The sequence below is a fragment of the Vibrio chagasii genome (genome assembly GCF_002954585.1).
Lineage (GTDB): Bacteria > Pseudomonadota > Gammaproteobacteria > Enterobacterales > Vibrionaceae > Vibrio > Vibrio chagasii_A.
Window position 1 is genome coordinate 945,960 of record NZ_MSCI01000001.1, and the last position, 16,666, is coordinate 962,625.

Below are 16,666 nucleotides of genomic sequence, written 5' to 3' on the forward strand. Positions count from 1 at the left end.
CTAAAAAGGCAGGTTAAGGTCAAAGGCACCGTTATCGATTCGATGTGTCCTTTGACCTTTTGGGCTAAACGGCCTCAACATAAGGCCAAAACTGTTCGCTATTTGCTAGCAAACACAAATGTTTGAAACTGAGTTGGCATTTAGAACTGGTAGCCATAGCTGAGCATGAATTCAGCTGGTGCACCGTAACCAACCTGGTTGGTGCCAGACTTACCATTGGTTGTTCCGAGAATGTATTTCTCGTTCAGCACGTTGTAAGCATTCGCTTGGACTTTGTGACGACCGGTGGTGTACGCCGCCATCAAATCAACCGTGGTGTAATCACCTAATGCGACCGCCTCGTTATTACCCGCATAGCGATCACCAACATATTTAACACCGCCACCTAGACGCCAGTTGTCGTCTAACTGATAAGTACTCCAAAGTGAGAACAGGTGATCAGACACGTCGTTCGGCTTCTTGCCCGTCTCTTTGTCCTCAGCATCAAGGAAGCTATACCCGATCGAAATATCCCATTGCTCGGAAATCTGGCCGCGAGCTTCCAGTTCAATACCTTGGTGACGCGCTTCAATCTTGCTGATCACATCCCCATCGGTATTGGTTTGTGGCTGTTCTTGATCAATTTGGAAAATCGCCGCATTTAGCATCAAGGCGTTGTCTAATAAGTAAGCTTTTGCACCCACTTCTTTTAGATCAGTATGGAAAAACTCGGCCAATTTAGGATTGATATAAATGCCTGAGTAAGGCAACTGCCATGAACGAGCTAAGCTTGCATACACCGACATATCACTGTTGAGACGATAGACAACACCACCACGGTAGCTCACCTTGTTATCATCTAGGTGCTCTTTGGCAGATCCTGCCTTTTGTTGTTCCAGTTCCATAGAGTCATAACGGACATTACCTATTACCGATAGATCGCCAAAGGTATAAACATCTTGAATGTAAACGCCAGTGGTCGTTGTGGTGTTATCACGGAACGGTTTAAAACCCGGATCCGGTGTTGGACCAGCAACAGGGTTGTATATATCTTTTGGGGGTAAAGTTTTATCGCTTGCAAGCGTAAGATCGATATTGATTTGGTTGTAGTCAGCACCAATCATCATTTGATTAGAATCGGTTTCCCAAACGAGTTCCGATTGCAGTGTTGTCGTGGTACGAGGGTCATAGCCGAAGTTGTTGACAGTTTGATCAACCTCGCTCCCCGTAACTATATCGTTACTTTGACGCGTGCCCTTTTGTTCTAACTCGATATGGTTGTATGCCGCGCGGTTGGTCCATGCCCATTCACTATTCAAAAGCCATTCGTAATTAACGCCAACACGAATGCTGTCCGACTCTTGATAATCATTGGTACCGCCGTAAAAAGTGCTTTCGGAAACATCGACTGGTTTACCATTTTTGGATGGAACACCACGATAAGGCACTAATTCTTGGTGAGCATATTCAACATCGAGATCAATAGTGTGTCCATCAGAAGGAATCACTCGAATCGTTGGGGCAATAAAGAAATCGTTAGAATCCACATGATCGACGTAAGAATCGGCTTGGCGGTGCTCCACATTGATACGGCCATTAACCTTGTCTGAAAAAGCCATAGAGCTATCAACTTGTCCGACAAACTGGCTGTTGCTGCCCACACTACCATTTACATTGGTGAAGTTTTCACCCTCTGCACGCTTAGTGACTAGATTAATGATACCGCCAGCAGAACCTCGACCATAAAGCGCACCGGCCGGGCCTTTGACAATTTCAACACGCTCAATGTTTGCGAGGCTTCGGTATGACTGTAAGGTCCCATCATCACGCATACCATCACGATACATGTCATTGAGTGAGTCAAAACCACGGATAACGAACTGGTCTCGGCTACCTTCGCCTAGAGTATTATTGACACCAGCTACACCATCGAGTGCATCCACTAAACGTACCGCGCCTCGGTCTTCCATTTCTGTCTTCGTGACCACAGATACTGCTTGTGGTACGTCCAACCATTCAACATCTGTCTTGGTTCCTGACTGAGGCATATGCTCGGCATAGCCTTCGTATTGGTGACCAATAACTTGAATCACTTCATCAACTTTCTTTTTCTCTTCAGCCAAAGCATTTGACGTACCGTAAAGTGTAACGAGCACCCCACCCACTGCCAATGCGAGAGGGGACAGCTTCAATCCTGTGTTCATTTTTTAATCCGACGTTGTTTAAAAGTATTCATCCGTGCGAATAAAAACAAATATCATTTATATTTGCAATATATTTTTTTTGTTCTATATTTGCACGGCAATATGCAACTTGCCTATTAACATCATTATCAATAAAAACAATGAGATAGAAAAAAGCCTTCCCTAAAAACAAGAAAAAGGCCACTTAAAGCAAGTTGTGAGCAGGTAACAACAACGTTTTATAAATTAGGAAAGCCCAATGAAATCTACGATTATTATTGTGAGTCACGTCGTCAATGACGCAGTCACTCACGGCTTCGTACCGACAGCAAAAGCGATGGGGCTTAACGTCATACTGATCACAGATCACAAGCTCAGCCACCTAAAATTGAGTAATGATGACGAGCGTTTTAGCCCAGACGCAATTCTTGAATGTGATGTATTTAATCCACTTGAACTTATCGAAACCATCACAGAACAAAACCTGAAACCTAGCGCTATTTTTAGTAACAGTGATCACTTGCAAACCTCTACTGCTATCTGTGCGCAATTCTTCGGCTTACCAGCAAAAGATTGGACCGTAACGTTACAAGCAAAGAACAAGCACCTCACTCGCCAAGTTCTGAGCGATAAATCTTTACCCAATGTACAAAGTGAATTGATCTATCGCGATACTGACTCTAAGTTGAACTTTACGTTTCCTGTCGTCGCCAAACCCAAAGAGGGCGTTGCCAGCATAGACGTCCAGCGTTGTAATTCTAAAACTGAGCTGGAAAATTATTGCGAGCGCTTTTGGCAGAAACACCCAACGAGCCCAATCTTGGTTGAAGATTTTTTACAAGGCCCGCTGATCACCGTAGAAACCTTGGGAGACGGTGAAAACTTAGCTGTACTTGGTGGGTTTGATGTAGAGCTCTCTGAGCCTCCATTCTTTATTGAAACTGCTGCGACTTGGAATAGCGAAAGCAGCACTCAGTTCAAGGATGAATGTGTCAGACAATTGCAGGCATTTGGCGTGGGCTTCGGTGTTTGTCACAGTGAATTTATTATCACAAAGTCAGGCCCTGTATTAGTTGAAATTAACTATCGCAGCATTGGAGATGGTCGTGAGTTCCTACTCGACAACCTAAGTGATGGGAAGTGGTTTAGCACCATTTTAAGCCTGCACCTTGGCAGCAAGCTAGATCCTTCATTCCAAATAGCTGGTAGTGCGAGTGTCCACTATATTGTGGCAAAACAGAGTGGTGTCATCGAGGGAACATCAACGTCTTTCGTTCATCAAGATGGCGATATTGTCACGCAGCAGCAGGTACTCAAACACCCAGGTGACAACTTTCTACAAAGCTTTTCCAACAAAGATTACTTAGCGCGAATTTCTATAGCATCACCCTCAGGACAAAGTTTAGATGCTGCTCTTCAACGCACTATTTCTCGATTCAATCTAACGTCAAACAGTGAGGTGAACGCATGAACAGCAACGCTTCATACCTAACTCAGCGACTAGTGGACACTTGCCTTCGTGAAGACCTATTCGGCTTAGTGTCTAAAAGTCAGTTCACAGCCAGAACGCCTGCTACCCTTACTAGTTCTAATTACCCGGATGAGCAAGCATGGGCTATCTTTTCCCATTCTGATTTCACGCTTTACCTACCCGTCACGCCAAGTTACTACATGCAGCGCTGGGTTTACGGTTCTCCCAATGGGATGGATGGTAGTGGCTGGTTAATCGAGAAAAAGGGCCAGTTTGAACTTCAGCATGACTATCATGATTGGATACAATTGCTAAAAGCGTGTGCACATGAAAGCTCCCACCCATTGCTAGATGGTTACTTACAAGAACTGGAATGTGCAGAGGAACACAAAGCACTATGTGATAACGCTTTCCAGCAACATTCTAATTCATTAATGCAGCCGATTTCTAAGCTGACGCATTGGAACCAAAAATTACTGCGCGCTGATCAAATCGCGTCGTACCTTGATCACCCTTATTATCCAACCGCTCGCGCAAAGTTTGGTTTGAGTGATACAGACCTCAAGCAATATGCTCCAGAGTTTGCACAAAGCTTTGCTCTGCGTTGGCTCGCGATTGATAAGTCACTCGTCACTCTGACAAGTTCGCAGCCACAATGCTGGCCAACCATGGAGCAAGTAGGTCTACCGGGCGACTTTGCTGTGAGTCATCATTTATTCCCAGCACACCCTTTAACACTCCAAGGCCTTGAGTCTCTTCCTGAAGGCATTATTGAAGCCCCTAATCCATTCCTTGAGGTTACGCCTACACTATCGGTGCGTACCGTTGTTGTGAATTCTGCACCACATATTCACATCAAAGTACCACTTATCATGCGTTCTCTAGGTACCAAAAACATTCGCTTAATCAAGCCTTCAACTCTTTATGATGGACACTGGTTCGAGCGCCTATTAACGCATCTGGAACAAAATGATAGCGACTTACAAGGCACGCTATTTCATTGCAATGAGAAACACGGTGGACACGTAGGAGATGACAAGAGCTTCGCTTACATCGTGCGTGAATATCCATTGAACCATTCGCAAGATAAAGCACTCGTTCCCGTTGCCGCGTTGGCTAGCCCAATGCCCGATGGCCGCTTGTTCTTAGAGCACCTCGCCGAACAGTATTATCACAATGACACGTTAACTTGGTTTAAGGATTACGTTGACTTACTTTCAAAAGTACATCTGAGATTGTGGCTTCAATACGGCATTGCATTGGAGTCCAACCAACAGAACGCCATTATAGCCTTTGATAAGCTGGGAAAAATGACCCTAGCGATGAAGGACAATGATGCAGCGCGAATTTGGCCTGAACGATTTCAAAGCTTTGAACATCTCTCGCCGATTAAGTGCGATCAATTACTGGATCAGCGTATTAAAGTAGACGAGGAGCTGGCTCTTGGTCAGATGTTCACGACCATCACGTTACAGCTAGATATTGCGGCGATTGTTGAAGCAATGGCCGCACAAGCTATTGCGCCATCGGCTGACCTTTACAAAATAGTGGCAACTAGCCTTTCACTTCAGCTAGAGCAACTTCGCAATCAAGGTCATGACGTTTCACTTGCCAACAAGATGCTATTTGAATCACCGAACCTGTACGCCAAGTATTTATTAAGCTCAGGCAGTTTGCTCTCAAAAGAAGCCTCCGGTGCTAGCGATATAAACAAATTTTATGGGTTATCGGCTCCGAACTTCTTACTACTTACCAGTGAAGGGGCACAACACGCTTACTTAGAATCCATCAAACAGAGCGTGAACTAACCCACCATGACCAAACTCATTTATTGTGTGCTGCTCTGCCACTTCATCGCGGCATTTGCAGCCTTAGGTATGCCTCTGTTTTTACCTATGGTGTTACCGACACTTGGCGCACATATCGATTCAGATTGGGCTGGCATTTTATTTGTTTTGCCAACCTTTTGTACTGCGTTAGCTGCACGATTTTGGGGGCAGTTTGCTGATAAATTTGGCAGACGTCGCTCTCTATTACGAGCACAGCTAGGGCTTGCTGCCGGGTTCGCTCTGTGTGGTTTGGCAGATAGCCTAACGATTTTTGTGTTTGGTCTTATTGTTCAAGGAACCTTTGGTGGCACCATGGCCGCCTCGAATAGCTACCTATCAAGTCAAATTAAAGATGCAAAGACCCTCGGAACTTCACTGAATAAGACCCAGCTTTCTGCTCGTTTGGCATTGATTGTCGCACCCATCGGCCTAGGTTGGACATTGTCAGACACGAGTCCGCTCAATGCGTATCTGTGGTTGTCTGCCTTGCCTTTATTAGCATTGGCAATCACGCTAACGCTCCCTGCTGATAACTTAGAGAAATTGGATGCAGAGAAAGAAGCAAAAAAACAAGCAACAAGTCAAAGAGAACAAGCAACACACAAGCCGTTACGCCATCTCTACTGGGTGTTCGGTGTACAGTTCTGCTTTGCTTTTTCGATGGTCGTCACCTTCCCCTATTTCTCACCTTTTGTGCAGCAATACGGTGTGACAAACCAAGCGTGGATAGGCTTTTTATACGCCCTTCCACATGGTGTTTACTTACTCTTTGCCGGAAAAGTTCATCTGTTTTCAGAGAGGCTCAACCGCCGTCATCCGCAAAATACCTTGTACCTTGGTTTTGGCTTGCTCTCAGTAAGCACAGCGATGCACCTGATACCGGACCAAACAGCGCTGATCATCGCACGAGTTGTTTTTGGGCTTGGGATGGTCTGTTGCTACCAAGGGCTGCATCAAGCCTTAGCCAACCAAATCGACCGACAACAAAGTGGCAAGATATTTTCGCGATTTGATGCCATGTCTAAATGGGGTGGCGTTGCAGCAGGATTAAGCGCGTCTTTTATATCAAGCTTAGGGTGGCTTGAGGTTCCTTTCTTACTTTCTACTTTGATCAGCTTTAGTACTGCTATCGCAATGATCATGCTTTCAAAATTTGGACATCGACATGTTAAACACTCATTCATATCCAACTGAGAACCGAGCTGAAAACAAGACACAAATAAATCACAGTCAGGTTCGGCTCAATCAAGAAAAAGCCCAATTAAACACCATCATGGGCGTAGTGAATTGCTACCTGCGTGAATACGCGATACCGAACAAACAAGTTGATTGGTGCTTCAACTCAGCATCACTTCCGCAGACGTTAAAAAGAAACTTTACGGCCAAACAACGTGTGGCAATACATCTCCCACAGCAAAATCAGGCTCAAGAAAGTGACGTGCTAGTCCTGCCTGTTGAGTACGTCAGTAAGCTAGGAAAAGTAAAACTTTTAGATACACCTTGGTCGAAAATGGCTGGTACTGGCTGGTCTAAATTAGACGCAACTCAAACCCTAACACTGTTACTCAATTACCTTAAACAAGCATTAATGATTCCTTTCAACCATGAGTTGATAGAACAAATGCAGAACAGCTTGCTGGTCACCGAGCAATTCCTAAACGCCGACAGTACACTCCAGCAGCATAATGCCTTTATCGCGTCAGAACAGTCACTCCTCTGGGGACATACTTTTCATCCAACACCAAAAAGTCGTTCTGGTGTAAGTATGGATGACTTACTGGCTTGCTCTCCGGAAGTTGGCGCGAAGGTGCCTCTGTATTGGTTTGAGGTGGAGGCAGCTTTACTGGATATATTGCGCTCAGATACGCGTACATCACCTGAAGCGATGCTCGAACAATTGGCCCCAAAAGAAAGTGATTCAGAATCAAAATTACTTTATCCGTGCCACCCATGGGAAAGCTACACACTTCTACAAAATCCAGCAGTTCAACGTGCGATTGAACAAGGAAAAATTACACCATTAGGCCTAGGTGGAGACAAACTGTTACCCACTTCATCCGTGCGTACTCTCTATCACCCAGACATGGAATGGTTTGCTAAGTTTTCCATCAATGTACGTTTGACTAACTGTGTTCGAAAAAACGCATGGTATGAACTCGACAGTGCTGTTCAGTTAACTTCTATTCTACGTTCGATAAAAGAGAGCGAGCAGCTGCGTAACCCTATATTCAAGGTGATGAGTGAGCCATACGCAACAACACTGAATCTAGAATCTATCGCAGGGCAAGAGACTGACGACATCATAAAAGCGCGTGAATCATTTGGCATTTTGTATCGCGAGAACTTCACACTTAGTGAAACCGACGTTCTACAACCGACGTTGGCAGGTTCGCTGTTTGCTTATGATCGTGAAGGAAACAGCTGCATAGCGACCCAGCTAAAACAAAAAGCGAAAGCGACACAAAGCCAGTATGAGAGTGTCGCTACCTTGTGGTTTGAGCGCTACTTGCATTGCTTGATTCCAGGCGTGTTTAACTATTACTTCAAACATGGGGTCGCATTTGAACCTCACTTACAAAACACGCTGATTGGTTTCGAAAAAGGCATGCCTTGTTGCGTGTGGATTCGTGATTTAGAAGGCACAAAATTGTTACCTGAATTCTGGCCTTCAGAGACATTACAACAGCTTTCAGAACGAGCCCGACAATCGGTTTACTACAGCCGAGAACAAGGCTGGAATCGCATTGGTTACTGCACCTTTATTAACAACATAAGTGAAGCCATATTCTTTATTGCTGAGGGAGACGCCAAACTTGAACAGACGTTGTGGGAATTATTGAAAGAATCCATTGTTCGTTGGCAGTCAATCAATGGTAAGCAACCAGAGTTAGTTGCGTTACTTGATGGCGGCTTCTTCCCAAGTAAGAACAACTTCACCACTCGCTTGATGCAAAATGCCGACAAAGAGTCGAGTTACACGCTAATTGCGACACCGTGGGCGACTCAAAACACAGGAGAAAATCATGACTAAGCCAACTCTGCTTCCTTCTCACATCGAGCAAGAAATAAAACAACTCGCGAACCAGCAGGATCAGCCGTTATGTGCTTACCTGTATGACCTTAATACGCTTGAACAGCACATAAAGCAGATGCGTCATGTATTGCCCAAAAACGTAGAGTTGTTTTATGCCGCAAAGGCCAACCCTTCTGCGCCTATCTTGAGAACCTTGGCGCCTTACGTTGATGGGTTTGAAGCGGCATCTGGCGGTGAACTTAGCCACCTGCAGCAGCAACTGCTAAATAAACCACTGATCTTTGGTGGCCCAGGGAAAATGCCAAGCGAATTAGAACAAGCAATACAACTTGATCTGGATGCCATCCATGTAGAAAGTATTACGGAACTTCAGCGCATCGGAGCTTTAACACAAAAGTTGAATAGACCCGCTTCCATCTTTCTGCGCATGAATATCGATATTGGCGACATCACACTCAGCAAGCTAGCCATGGGTGGAAAACCGACTCCATTTGGTTTCGATGAAGCAGAGCTGGATAACGCCATCATGTATTTACGTGATTTCCCATTGATAGAGCTGAAAGGCTTCCACTTTCACCTGATGTCTCATCAACTCGATGTTGGTCGTCACTTAGCACTCGTTCAACGTTATTTCCAAGTGGTTAAACATTGGAAAGAACAATACTCGCTTGAAGATCTCATTATTAACCTCGGTGGTGGTATGGGGATCAATTACCAAGATCCTAGTCAACATTTCCCGTGGATAGAATTTTGCGACAAATTAGAATTCTTGATCGCTGAAGAACATATGCAAGATTGGAAACTGCGCTTTGAGTGTGGACGCTATATCTCAGCTCCTTGCGGCTACTATGTGATGGAAGTGTTAGACATCAAACAGAACCTTGGCGAAAACTTTGTTATTGCTCGTGGCGGCACGCATCATTTCCGTACACCAGCAGCACAAAGCCATGATCACCCTTTTGCTGTCGTGTACAATCATCAGCACTCGACCATTTCGAATCCAATCCACCACACTACTGCCAATTTAGTTGGTCAGTTATGCACACCAAAAGACGTACTCGCTCGAAACCAAAGCATTGAGTACATCGACATCGGTGACTATCTTGTGTTCACCTTAGCAGGAGCATATGCATGGAATATTTCTCACCAGAACTTTTTAATGCATGAGCCGCCTATATTTCACTACTTTTGAGCTTCGAGAAAACCAAGATAAAGCTTTGGAACTTAATGTCATCCATAAACGAGCTGTCATCTAGGTAATACCTCGTAAACAAAAAGGCGCTAGTAAACCATCGCTCACTAGCGCCTTTCATCAAGCATCACTATGACTGAGCTTGTGAAGCTCTATTATCCCCATTCGTTCTGACTTTGTAATTGTGTAACCAGCAACAAAGTAATCCAATACAAAGCCCCCAGAACGCACTTCCGATACCCAATAAATTCGTACCAGAAGCTGTAAATAAGAACGTAAACAGCGCTGGCTCTCTGTAGTGGCTGTCAGCCATCGAGACAGCTAAGCAATTCATTAATGTAGGCATCACTGCTAACCCCGCAACAGCGATAACTACCGCTGGAGGAACCGCACTAAACAGCGACACAAATGACATCCCCATCACGCCAGCCAATAAATAGAACACGCCCATCGAAATCCCTGCCATATAACGTGTTTTCGGGTCGTCATCGGCATTAGGACCCATACAGATCGCTCCGGTGATTGCGGCAAGGTTATACGCAAAGCCTCCGAGTGGCGCTAATAGTAACCCTGTCACACCTGTGGTAGTGATGATCTTGGATGAATCCACTTGGTACCCATTTGCTTTTAGCACGGCAAACCCCGGTAAGTTCTGCGAAGCCATCGTTACGATGAACAGCGGAATACCTACGCTGATAAGAGAAAAGAATTCGAAATCAGGCATTATGAATACCGGTGCCGTTAAACCTAGCGTGACCTGACTGACATCGAGCTTGCCAAGACCAATACACATCACCAAAGCAATGGCGAAAATGCTTGGGATGAGTAAATTTCCTAACCTCGACTTCGCCAAAACAAACACAGCAAGCATGACCACCACTATCTGTACTTCTTCCATTAACGACGTAAACAAGCCCAAACCGAACTGCAATAAAATCCCCGCCAGCATGGCCGAGGCAATCGATGTTGGAATCTGTTTCAGTACCCTTTCAAATATTCCGGCCATACCGACTAGCGTGATCAACAGCGAACTAAACAGGAATACAGCAACCGACTGATTCATCGTCAGACCTTCAAGCGAAGTAATCAACAGTGCAGCGCCCGGCGTCGACCAAGCCGTCACAACCGGTTTCTTGTAGCAGAAAGAAAGCAATATCGTGGTTGCCCCCATGCCAATTCCCAACGCCCAGAACCATGACGCGACCTGCTCTTGAGTTGCTCCGGCACTCATAGCAGCTTGGTAAATGATCGCTGCGGCGCTCGCATACCCAATAAATACAGCAATAAATCCCGTACTGACGTGGGAAAATTTTAGCTTAGTCATGTTATTTTATTCCTATGTGCGTTATAACGTCCATAGCTAAACCTAGCACTTGTGCGCTATAACGCACAAGCTGTTTATAGATAAAATCTTGTAGAAAAAGTATGCAAACAGAAATTAAAGTCGGTACTAACTTAAAACGCCTACGCCAAGAAAAAGGCTGGAGCCTAGATAAAGCAGCAAAAGCAACAGGCGTAAGTAAAGCTATGTTAGGTCAAATTGAACGTGGAGAATCCAGTCCTACCGTCGCTAAGCTCTGGCAGATCGCATCCGGGTTTGAAGTGTCATTTTCCAGTTTCATCGCAGAAAGTTCGAGCAATGAACTTACGAGTTTGTTTAGAGATGCAAACGAGCTAAGACGTGAGGAGTATAACGTTGGCTTTTTCGTCAGTTTATTATTTCCTTTTGAGGAAGCACTTGGGTTTGAGATCTTCGAGCTAACCCTCGCCCCGGGCTATCAGCATGAATCCAAGCCGCATAACACTGGCGTTACCGAGCACATATTATGTATTTCAGGAGAGATGGCTGTACTATTTGATGGTGAATGGCAAACATTACAAGCTGGTCAAGCCGTTCGCTTTAACGCTAACCAAAAGCACGGATATAAGAACCTCGGTGAAGACAATGCAGTGTTCCATAACGTCATCCACTACCCTGAAAAATAGAGGTCAATCTACACATACGACCATTTATCTAGTATTAAAAACAGTGAAAGGATATGCATCTATTAGAATTAGGGAGCCCATAATCAAATGACATCAGAATCAAAACATGCCCTAGTTGTGGAAGGAGGTGCAATGCGTGGCATCTTTGCCGCTGGGGTGTTAGACGGCTTTATAGACCACCAATACAACCCGTTCGATTTCTGCATCGGCGTCTCTGCGGGCTCAACCAACTTAGCCTCTTGGTTGTCTAACCAACGCGGCCGAACCTATACCATTATTTCCGACTACTCATGCCAACCTGAGTTTATTAACTTCAAGAAGTTTGCCAAAGGTGGACACTTGCTTGACCTCGACTGGCTTTGGGATCATATCGCACAACATTATCCATACGATATGGAAGCCTTCGATAAACAACCGCTCCCCTTTCAAGTTGTGACCACGGATGTTGAAACTGGTGAACCGCTCTACACGCAGGGTGAAAAGAGTAACCTAGAAGAACTCCTTAAAGCTTCCTGCTCTGTCCCTATGGCCTACCGCACGCCTCTGAGAGTAAATGGTCGAAAGATGATAGACGGTGGAGTGGTCGATTCCATTCCCGTGGTTGAGGCTTATAAACAGGGTGCGAAACAGATCACCGTGATCCTCTCGCAAAAACAGGGTTACAAAAAGCGTCCACCGAAAGCACCTTGGCTCTTACGTCGCCTAATGAAAGATACACCTCAACTGGCTGAGGCCATGATCACGCGTGCAGAGCAATACAATCAAACCTTAGAGTTTATTGAGAACCCACCTCATGATTGCACCATTAAGGTTATCGTGCCAGACGATAATTTTGCTGTGGGACGGTTAACCACAGATAAAGACAAGCTTGACGCCGGTTACCAAATGGGGCTAAAGGCAGCAGAGCGATTCGTTGCACAAACGTAAAGCAGTTACTGAATGCTAAGTAGCCTGCTTTAATCCCCCTGCTCTCTAGCTGCAAAACAAAAAAAGCGAGCCACTTGGGCTCGCTTTTCAGTATTTAATTTTAAGCTAAATTACAGAAGTTCTACCGACTGCTGAGCAATCACGAACTCTTCGTTGGTTGGGATAACCATCGCTATTGCGTCTAGCATCTCAGACTTAGCGATGATGCCGTCAGCACCAAAGCGAGCAGATTCGTTGCCAGCAACATCTTCAACAAAACCTAGGATCTTAAGGTTTTTCAGGATCTCACGACGGATTGGTAGAGAGTTCTCGCCGATACCACCTGTAAAGATGATGCCGTCTAGAGAGTCTAGTGTTGCAAGGTAAGAAGCAACGTATTTAGCTACGCGGTATGTGAATACTTCGAAAGCCAGCTTAGCGCCTTCATGACCCTCTTCCATAGCTTCTAAAATGCCACGAGCATCGCTCGTTAGACCAGACACGCCTAGGAAACCAGACTCCTTGTTAAGAGAGTTGAAGACTTGCTCTTGTGACCAACCTTTCTTAAGAAGGTATTCGATGATACCTGGGTCTAAGTCACCACAACGTGTACCCATCATAAGGCCAGAAAGTGGTGTGAAGCCCATTGATGTATCAACACTGTTACCATCTTTGATAGCACATACCGATGCGCCGTTACCTAGGTGAACAGAGATAAAGCTAGATTCTTCAACAGGCTTGTTTAGCATCTTCGCAGCTTCACGGCTTACGAAGTAGTGGCTAGTACCGTGGAAACCGTAACGACGTACACCGAAGTCTGTGTATAGCTCTTTAGCAATTGCACCAGTAAATGCGCGTTGTGGCATTGTTTGGTGGAAAGCCGTATCAAATACAGCGAACTGAGGCAGAGAAGGGAAAGCTTCAATCGCGGCGCGGATGCCGATAGCACCTGCTGGGTTATGAAGCGGAGCAAGATCAGATAGGCTTTCAATCTCGTTCGTTACTTCTTCAGTAATGCGAACACTTTGAGTGAACTTCTCACCACCGTGAACGATACGGTGACCGATAGCAACGATATCTGCCGTGAAACCAAGGTCTTCCATCAGGCCTACCAATTTGCCAATAGCAATCTTGTGGTGGCTACCTTCACCCTGAATAGCAATTTCAGTTTTCTCGCCTTGGTATTTCCAGCTCATACGAGCATCTTCAAGACCAAAACACTCCCCTAAGCCACTCAATACTGCTTCACCAGAAACAGAATCAATGACAGCAAATTTAAGGGATGAACTACCCGAGTTAATAACCAGAACAAACGAATTAGACATTGGATATGGATCCTGTTTCAGTACGAATTAGATGAAGTGTTTACTTCAATTTTAGTTAAGCCCATTATTCAATAATTTTTGAATCTTTCAACTTTTGTTTTGAAAAAATCACCAAATGAACACAATTAAGTTGATCTTAGTCATTATTTTATTTATTTCGAGAGCAAAATTAAAAAATAGTTGAATCTAAAAATGAACAAACTGACAACGCAAACGACTGCTTAAAATATTTTTAACTTGATTTGAGTGATCCGGTAGGCGGTCAACATCATGAATCAAAGCAACTGTTCGCGCCCCGTCCAACACTCTCCATTCTCTAAAAACTGAGCCCCGCGTAAGCAGACTACATAGCAATTTAACAGGCTTTTATTACCACTACCCCAACCTGTAGCACGTAAATTAAGTATAGCCTTGCAATGCTATACAGCTACGTTAACGGAACGAAATAAGGTGTTTGCTCCCTTCATACAGAACTGAGATCAATCACTTCTAACTGGGTCACAGAGGTAATATCAATCTTGGCGTAAAGTAAGGCACTTTGGTTACGAGCAGTGTGGTCGGAAAAATAAACAAGCAGGCACAAAAAAGCCGAGCATAATGCTCGGCTTTTAAATTCAGTGTCTAGACTAGAGCGTCTAAGCTAAAAGGTTGATTAGCCTTCGTTGCGCTCTGGACGACGACCACGGTTACCGCCGTTGCCATGGCCACGTTCGCCACGGTAGTTGCCACGGTGATCGCCACCGCGGTTACGGTCGAAACGACGCTCGCCGTCACGGTTGCCGTCACGGTTGCCGTCACGGTTGCCATCGCGGTTACCACGGTATCCACCGCGACCGCCTTCACGATTACCATCACGGTTTCCGCGGTAACCACCACGACCACCATCACGACCGCCACGGCCACCGTTACCACGACGTGGTTCACGGAAATCGTTGAAGTCTACAACAACAGCGCCAGCTTCTTTTTGACGGATGCGTAGCTTGCTTAGTTTACCAGCAGTTTCAGAGTTCATTGCTTTTGGCAGTTGAACGTAAGTTGAACCTTGGTCAAGTTTGATAGCACCGATAGAACCTTTAGTTAGGCCAAGTTCGTTTGCTAGTGCGCCAACGATATCTTTAACCTGAACACCTTGCTCACGGCCAACTTGTAGTTGGTAAGTATCCCAATCTTGATTGCTGAAATCACGGCCACCGTTGTCACGGTTTTCACGACGCTCTCTACGACGGTTCTTGTCGCGCTCAATCGCTGCGATCATTGGGTCTTCACCAATGTAGAACAGTGGGCTCTTGCCTTGCTGACGCTTAAGAAGCATCGCTGCTAGAGTAGCAGCATCAACGTCTAGAGACTCTTGCAGAGTAGTAATGAGACCTGCGAAGTTTTCTAGAGCTTTGCTTTCTTTCTCAGTTTCAAGCTCAGCGCCAAGCTTAGCAACACGTGCAGCAGCAACTTGGTCACGTAGAGGAAGTTGGATTTCTTCCATTGTAGACTTAGTTACGCGCTCGATTGTACGAAGCATACGAATTTGGTTTGTGCGAACTAAAAGGATCGCTTTACCTTTACGTCCAGCACGGCCAGTACGACCAATACGGTGGATGTAAGATTCAACATCGAATGGGATGTCGTAGTTGAATACGTGAGTGATACGTGGAACATCAAGACCACGAGCTACAACGTCTGTTGCAACTAGAATATCGATAACACCTTGTTTGATGTGATCAACAGTGCGCTCACGTAGAGACTGAGGAATATCACCGTGCAGTGCAGCAGCTTTAAAGCCACGTGCAGATAGCCAATCAGCTAGACGCTCTGTATCTTGGCGAGTACGTACGAATACGATTGACGCGTCAGTTTCTTCAGTTTCTAGTAGACGAGACATTGCTTCGTCTTTTTCTACGCCTTTAACAACCCAGAAGTTCTGAGCTACTTTATCAACTGTGTGGTTAGTACCAGCAACGTCAACTTTAGCCGGGTTACGTAGGTAACGGTCAACAATAGTCTTAACCATTGGAGGCATAGTTGCAGAGAAAAGTACACGTTGTGCAGATTCTGGAGCTTGCTCAAGGATCCAAGTAACGTCATCTACGAAGCCCATTTTTAGCATTTCATCTGCTTCATCAAGAACAAATGTGTGTGCTTCATCTAGGTGCAGACGGTCACGAGTTAGTAAGTCTTTAACACGACCTGGAGTACCAACAACAATGTGAGCACCGCGGCTTAGAGCGCGCATTTGGTCAACGATTGAAGCACCACCGTAGATCTCAATAACTTTAAGACCTTTGATGTCACGGCCTAGGTTTTTGATTTCCGCAGCAACTTGGATCGCTAGCTCACGAGTAGGAGCCATGATGATTGCTTGTGGTTTGTGTTGGTTTAGGTTGATTTTGTTTAGTAAAGGCAGAGAGAATGCTGCTGTTTTACCAGTACCAGTCTGTGCTTTACCTAGTGCGTCACGGCCTTCAAGAAGAAGAGGAATAGCTGCTGCTTGGATTGGAGTTGGAGAAACGAAACCCATGCTATCAAGAGCTGAAAGGATGTTTTCGTTTAGGGCTAATTCATTAAATTGAATTACAGATTCGGACATTGGGATCCCACTATATATAAGTAAACAAAAGGTCCCGGGAGCTCTACCATTTCCAATACTGATCCAATCAGATACTGATTCCATTCAGAGTTACGAAGCAGTAATAAAACACTTCAAGCCATTAGGGACGTCTAAGGGAGGCGGATTATTCCTTAAATGCATAAAAAAAGCCAGAAAAAA

General features: G+C 45.1%; 11 protein-coding genes. 7 read left to right on the forward strand and 4 right to left on the reverse strand.

Annotation, left to right across the window (positions count from 1 at the left end; genetic code table 11):
* Positions 1–140: 140 nt before the first annotated feature.
* On the reverse strand, positions 141–2,183 hold the full coding sequence (locus BTO10_RS04635) for a TonB-dependent receptor (protein WP_105023726.1): 2,043 nt from the start codon (positions 2,181–2,183) through the stop codon (positions 141–143).
* Between the two features lie 238 nt (positions 2,184–2,421).
* On the opposite strand from BTO10_RS04635, the gene BTO10_RS04640 reads away from it, so the two are divergent.
* From BTO10_RS04640 to BTO10_RS04660, 5 genes are read left to right on the forward strand one after another with little or no spacing between them, the layout of a single operon-like run.
* Positions 2,422–3,633 carry an ATP-grasp domain-containing protein gene (locus BTO10_RS04640; protein WP_105023727.1) on the forward strand — a complete coding sequence of 404 codons (1,212 nt, stop codon included), beginning with the start codon at positions 2,422–2,424 and terminating at the stop codon, positions 3,631–3,633.
* Positions 3,630–5,441 carry an IucA/IucC family protein gene (locus tag BTO10_RS04645; RefSeq protein ID WP_105023728.1) on the forward strand — a complete coding sequence of 604 codons (1,812 nt, stop codon included), beginning with the start codon at positions 3,630–3,632 and terminating at the stop codon, positions 5,439–5,441. The genes BTO10_RS04640 and BTO10_RS04645 overlap by 4 nt, the downstream gene beginning before the upstream one ends.
* Positions 5,442–5,447: 6 nt before the next feature.
* Positions 5,448–6,656 carry an MFS transporter gene (locus BTO10_RS04650; RefSeq protein WP_105023729.1) on the forward strand — a complete coding sequence of 403 codons (1,209 nt, stop codon included), beginning with the start codon at positions 5,448–5,450 and terminating at the stop codon, positions 6,654–6,656.
* The gene (locus BTO10_RS04655; RefSeq protein ID WP_181143957.1) at positions 6,628–8,493 is read left to right on the forward strand and encodes an IucA/IucC family protein; all 1,866 of its coding nucleotides are present in this window, start codon (positions 6,628–6,630) and stop codon (positions 8,491–8,493) included. The genes BTO10_RS04650 and BTO10_RS04655 overlap by 29 nt, the downstream gene beginning before the upstream one ends.
* Complete coding sequence (locus tag BTO10_RS04660; RefSeq protein ID WP_105023730.1) at positions 8,486–9,688, forward strand: type III PLP-dependent enzyme; 1,203 nt, start codon at positions 8,486–8,488, stop codon at positions 9,686–9,688. Before BTO10_RS04655 ends, BTO10_RS04660 begins: the two co-directional genes overlap by 8 nt.
* A 130-nt stretch (positions 9,689–9,818) precedes the next feature.
* Here the strand turns inward: BTO10_RS04660 and BTO10_RS04665 are convergent, their stop codons facing one another.
* Complete coding sequence (locus tag BTO10_RS04665) at positions 9,819–11,012, reverse strand: benzoate/H(+) symporter BenE family transporter (protein ID WP_105023731.1); 1,194 nt, start codon at positions 11,010–11,012, stop codon at positions 9,819–9,821.
* 101 nt (positions 11,013–11,113) lie between these two features.
* Here BTO10_RS04665 and BTO10_RS04670 point away from each other — a divergent pair, with 101 nt between their 5' ends.
* Positions 11,114–11,674: a helix-turn-helix domain-containing protein gene (locus tag BTO10_RS04670; protein ID WP_105023732.1), complete on the forward strand. Its 561-nt coding sequence runs from the start codon at positions 11,114–11,116 to the stop codon at positions 11,672–11,674.
* Between the two features lie 87 nt (positions 11,675–11,761).
* The gene (locus BTO10_RS04675) at positions 11,762–12,601 is read left to right on the forward strand and encodes a patatin-like phospholipase family protein (protein ID WP_105023733.1); all 840 of its coding nucleotides are present in this window, start codon (positions 11,762–11,764) and stop codon (positions 12,599–12,601) included.
* 110 nt (positions 12,602–12,711) lie between these two features.
* Here BTO10_RS04675 and BTO10_RS04680 read toward each other — a convergent pair whose 3' ends face one another.
* Together BTO10_RS04680 and BTO10_RS04685 are read right to left on the reverse strand one after the other, a co-directional pair.
* Positions 12,712–13,905: an acetate/propionate family kinase gene (locus BTO10_RS04680; protein WP_105023734.1), complete on the reverse strand. Its 1,194-nt coding sequence runs from the start codon at positions 13,903–13,905 to the stop codon at positions 12,712–12,714.
* A gap of 652 nt (positions 13,906–14,557) precedes the next feature.
* Entirely contained in the window at positions 14,558–16,570 is a 2,013-nt protein-coding gene (locus tag BTO10_RS04685) for a DEAD/DEAH box helicase (protein WP_105023735.1), read from the reverse strand.
* Positions 16,571–16,666: the final 96 nt, after the last annotated feature.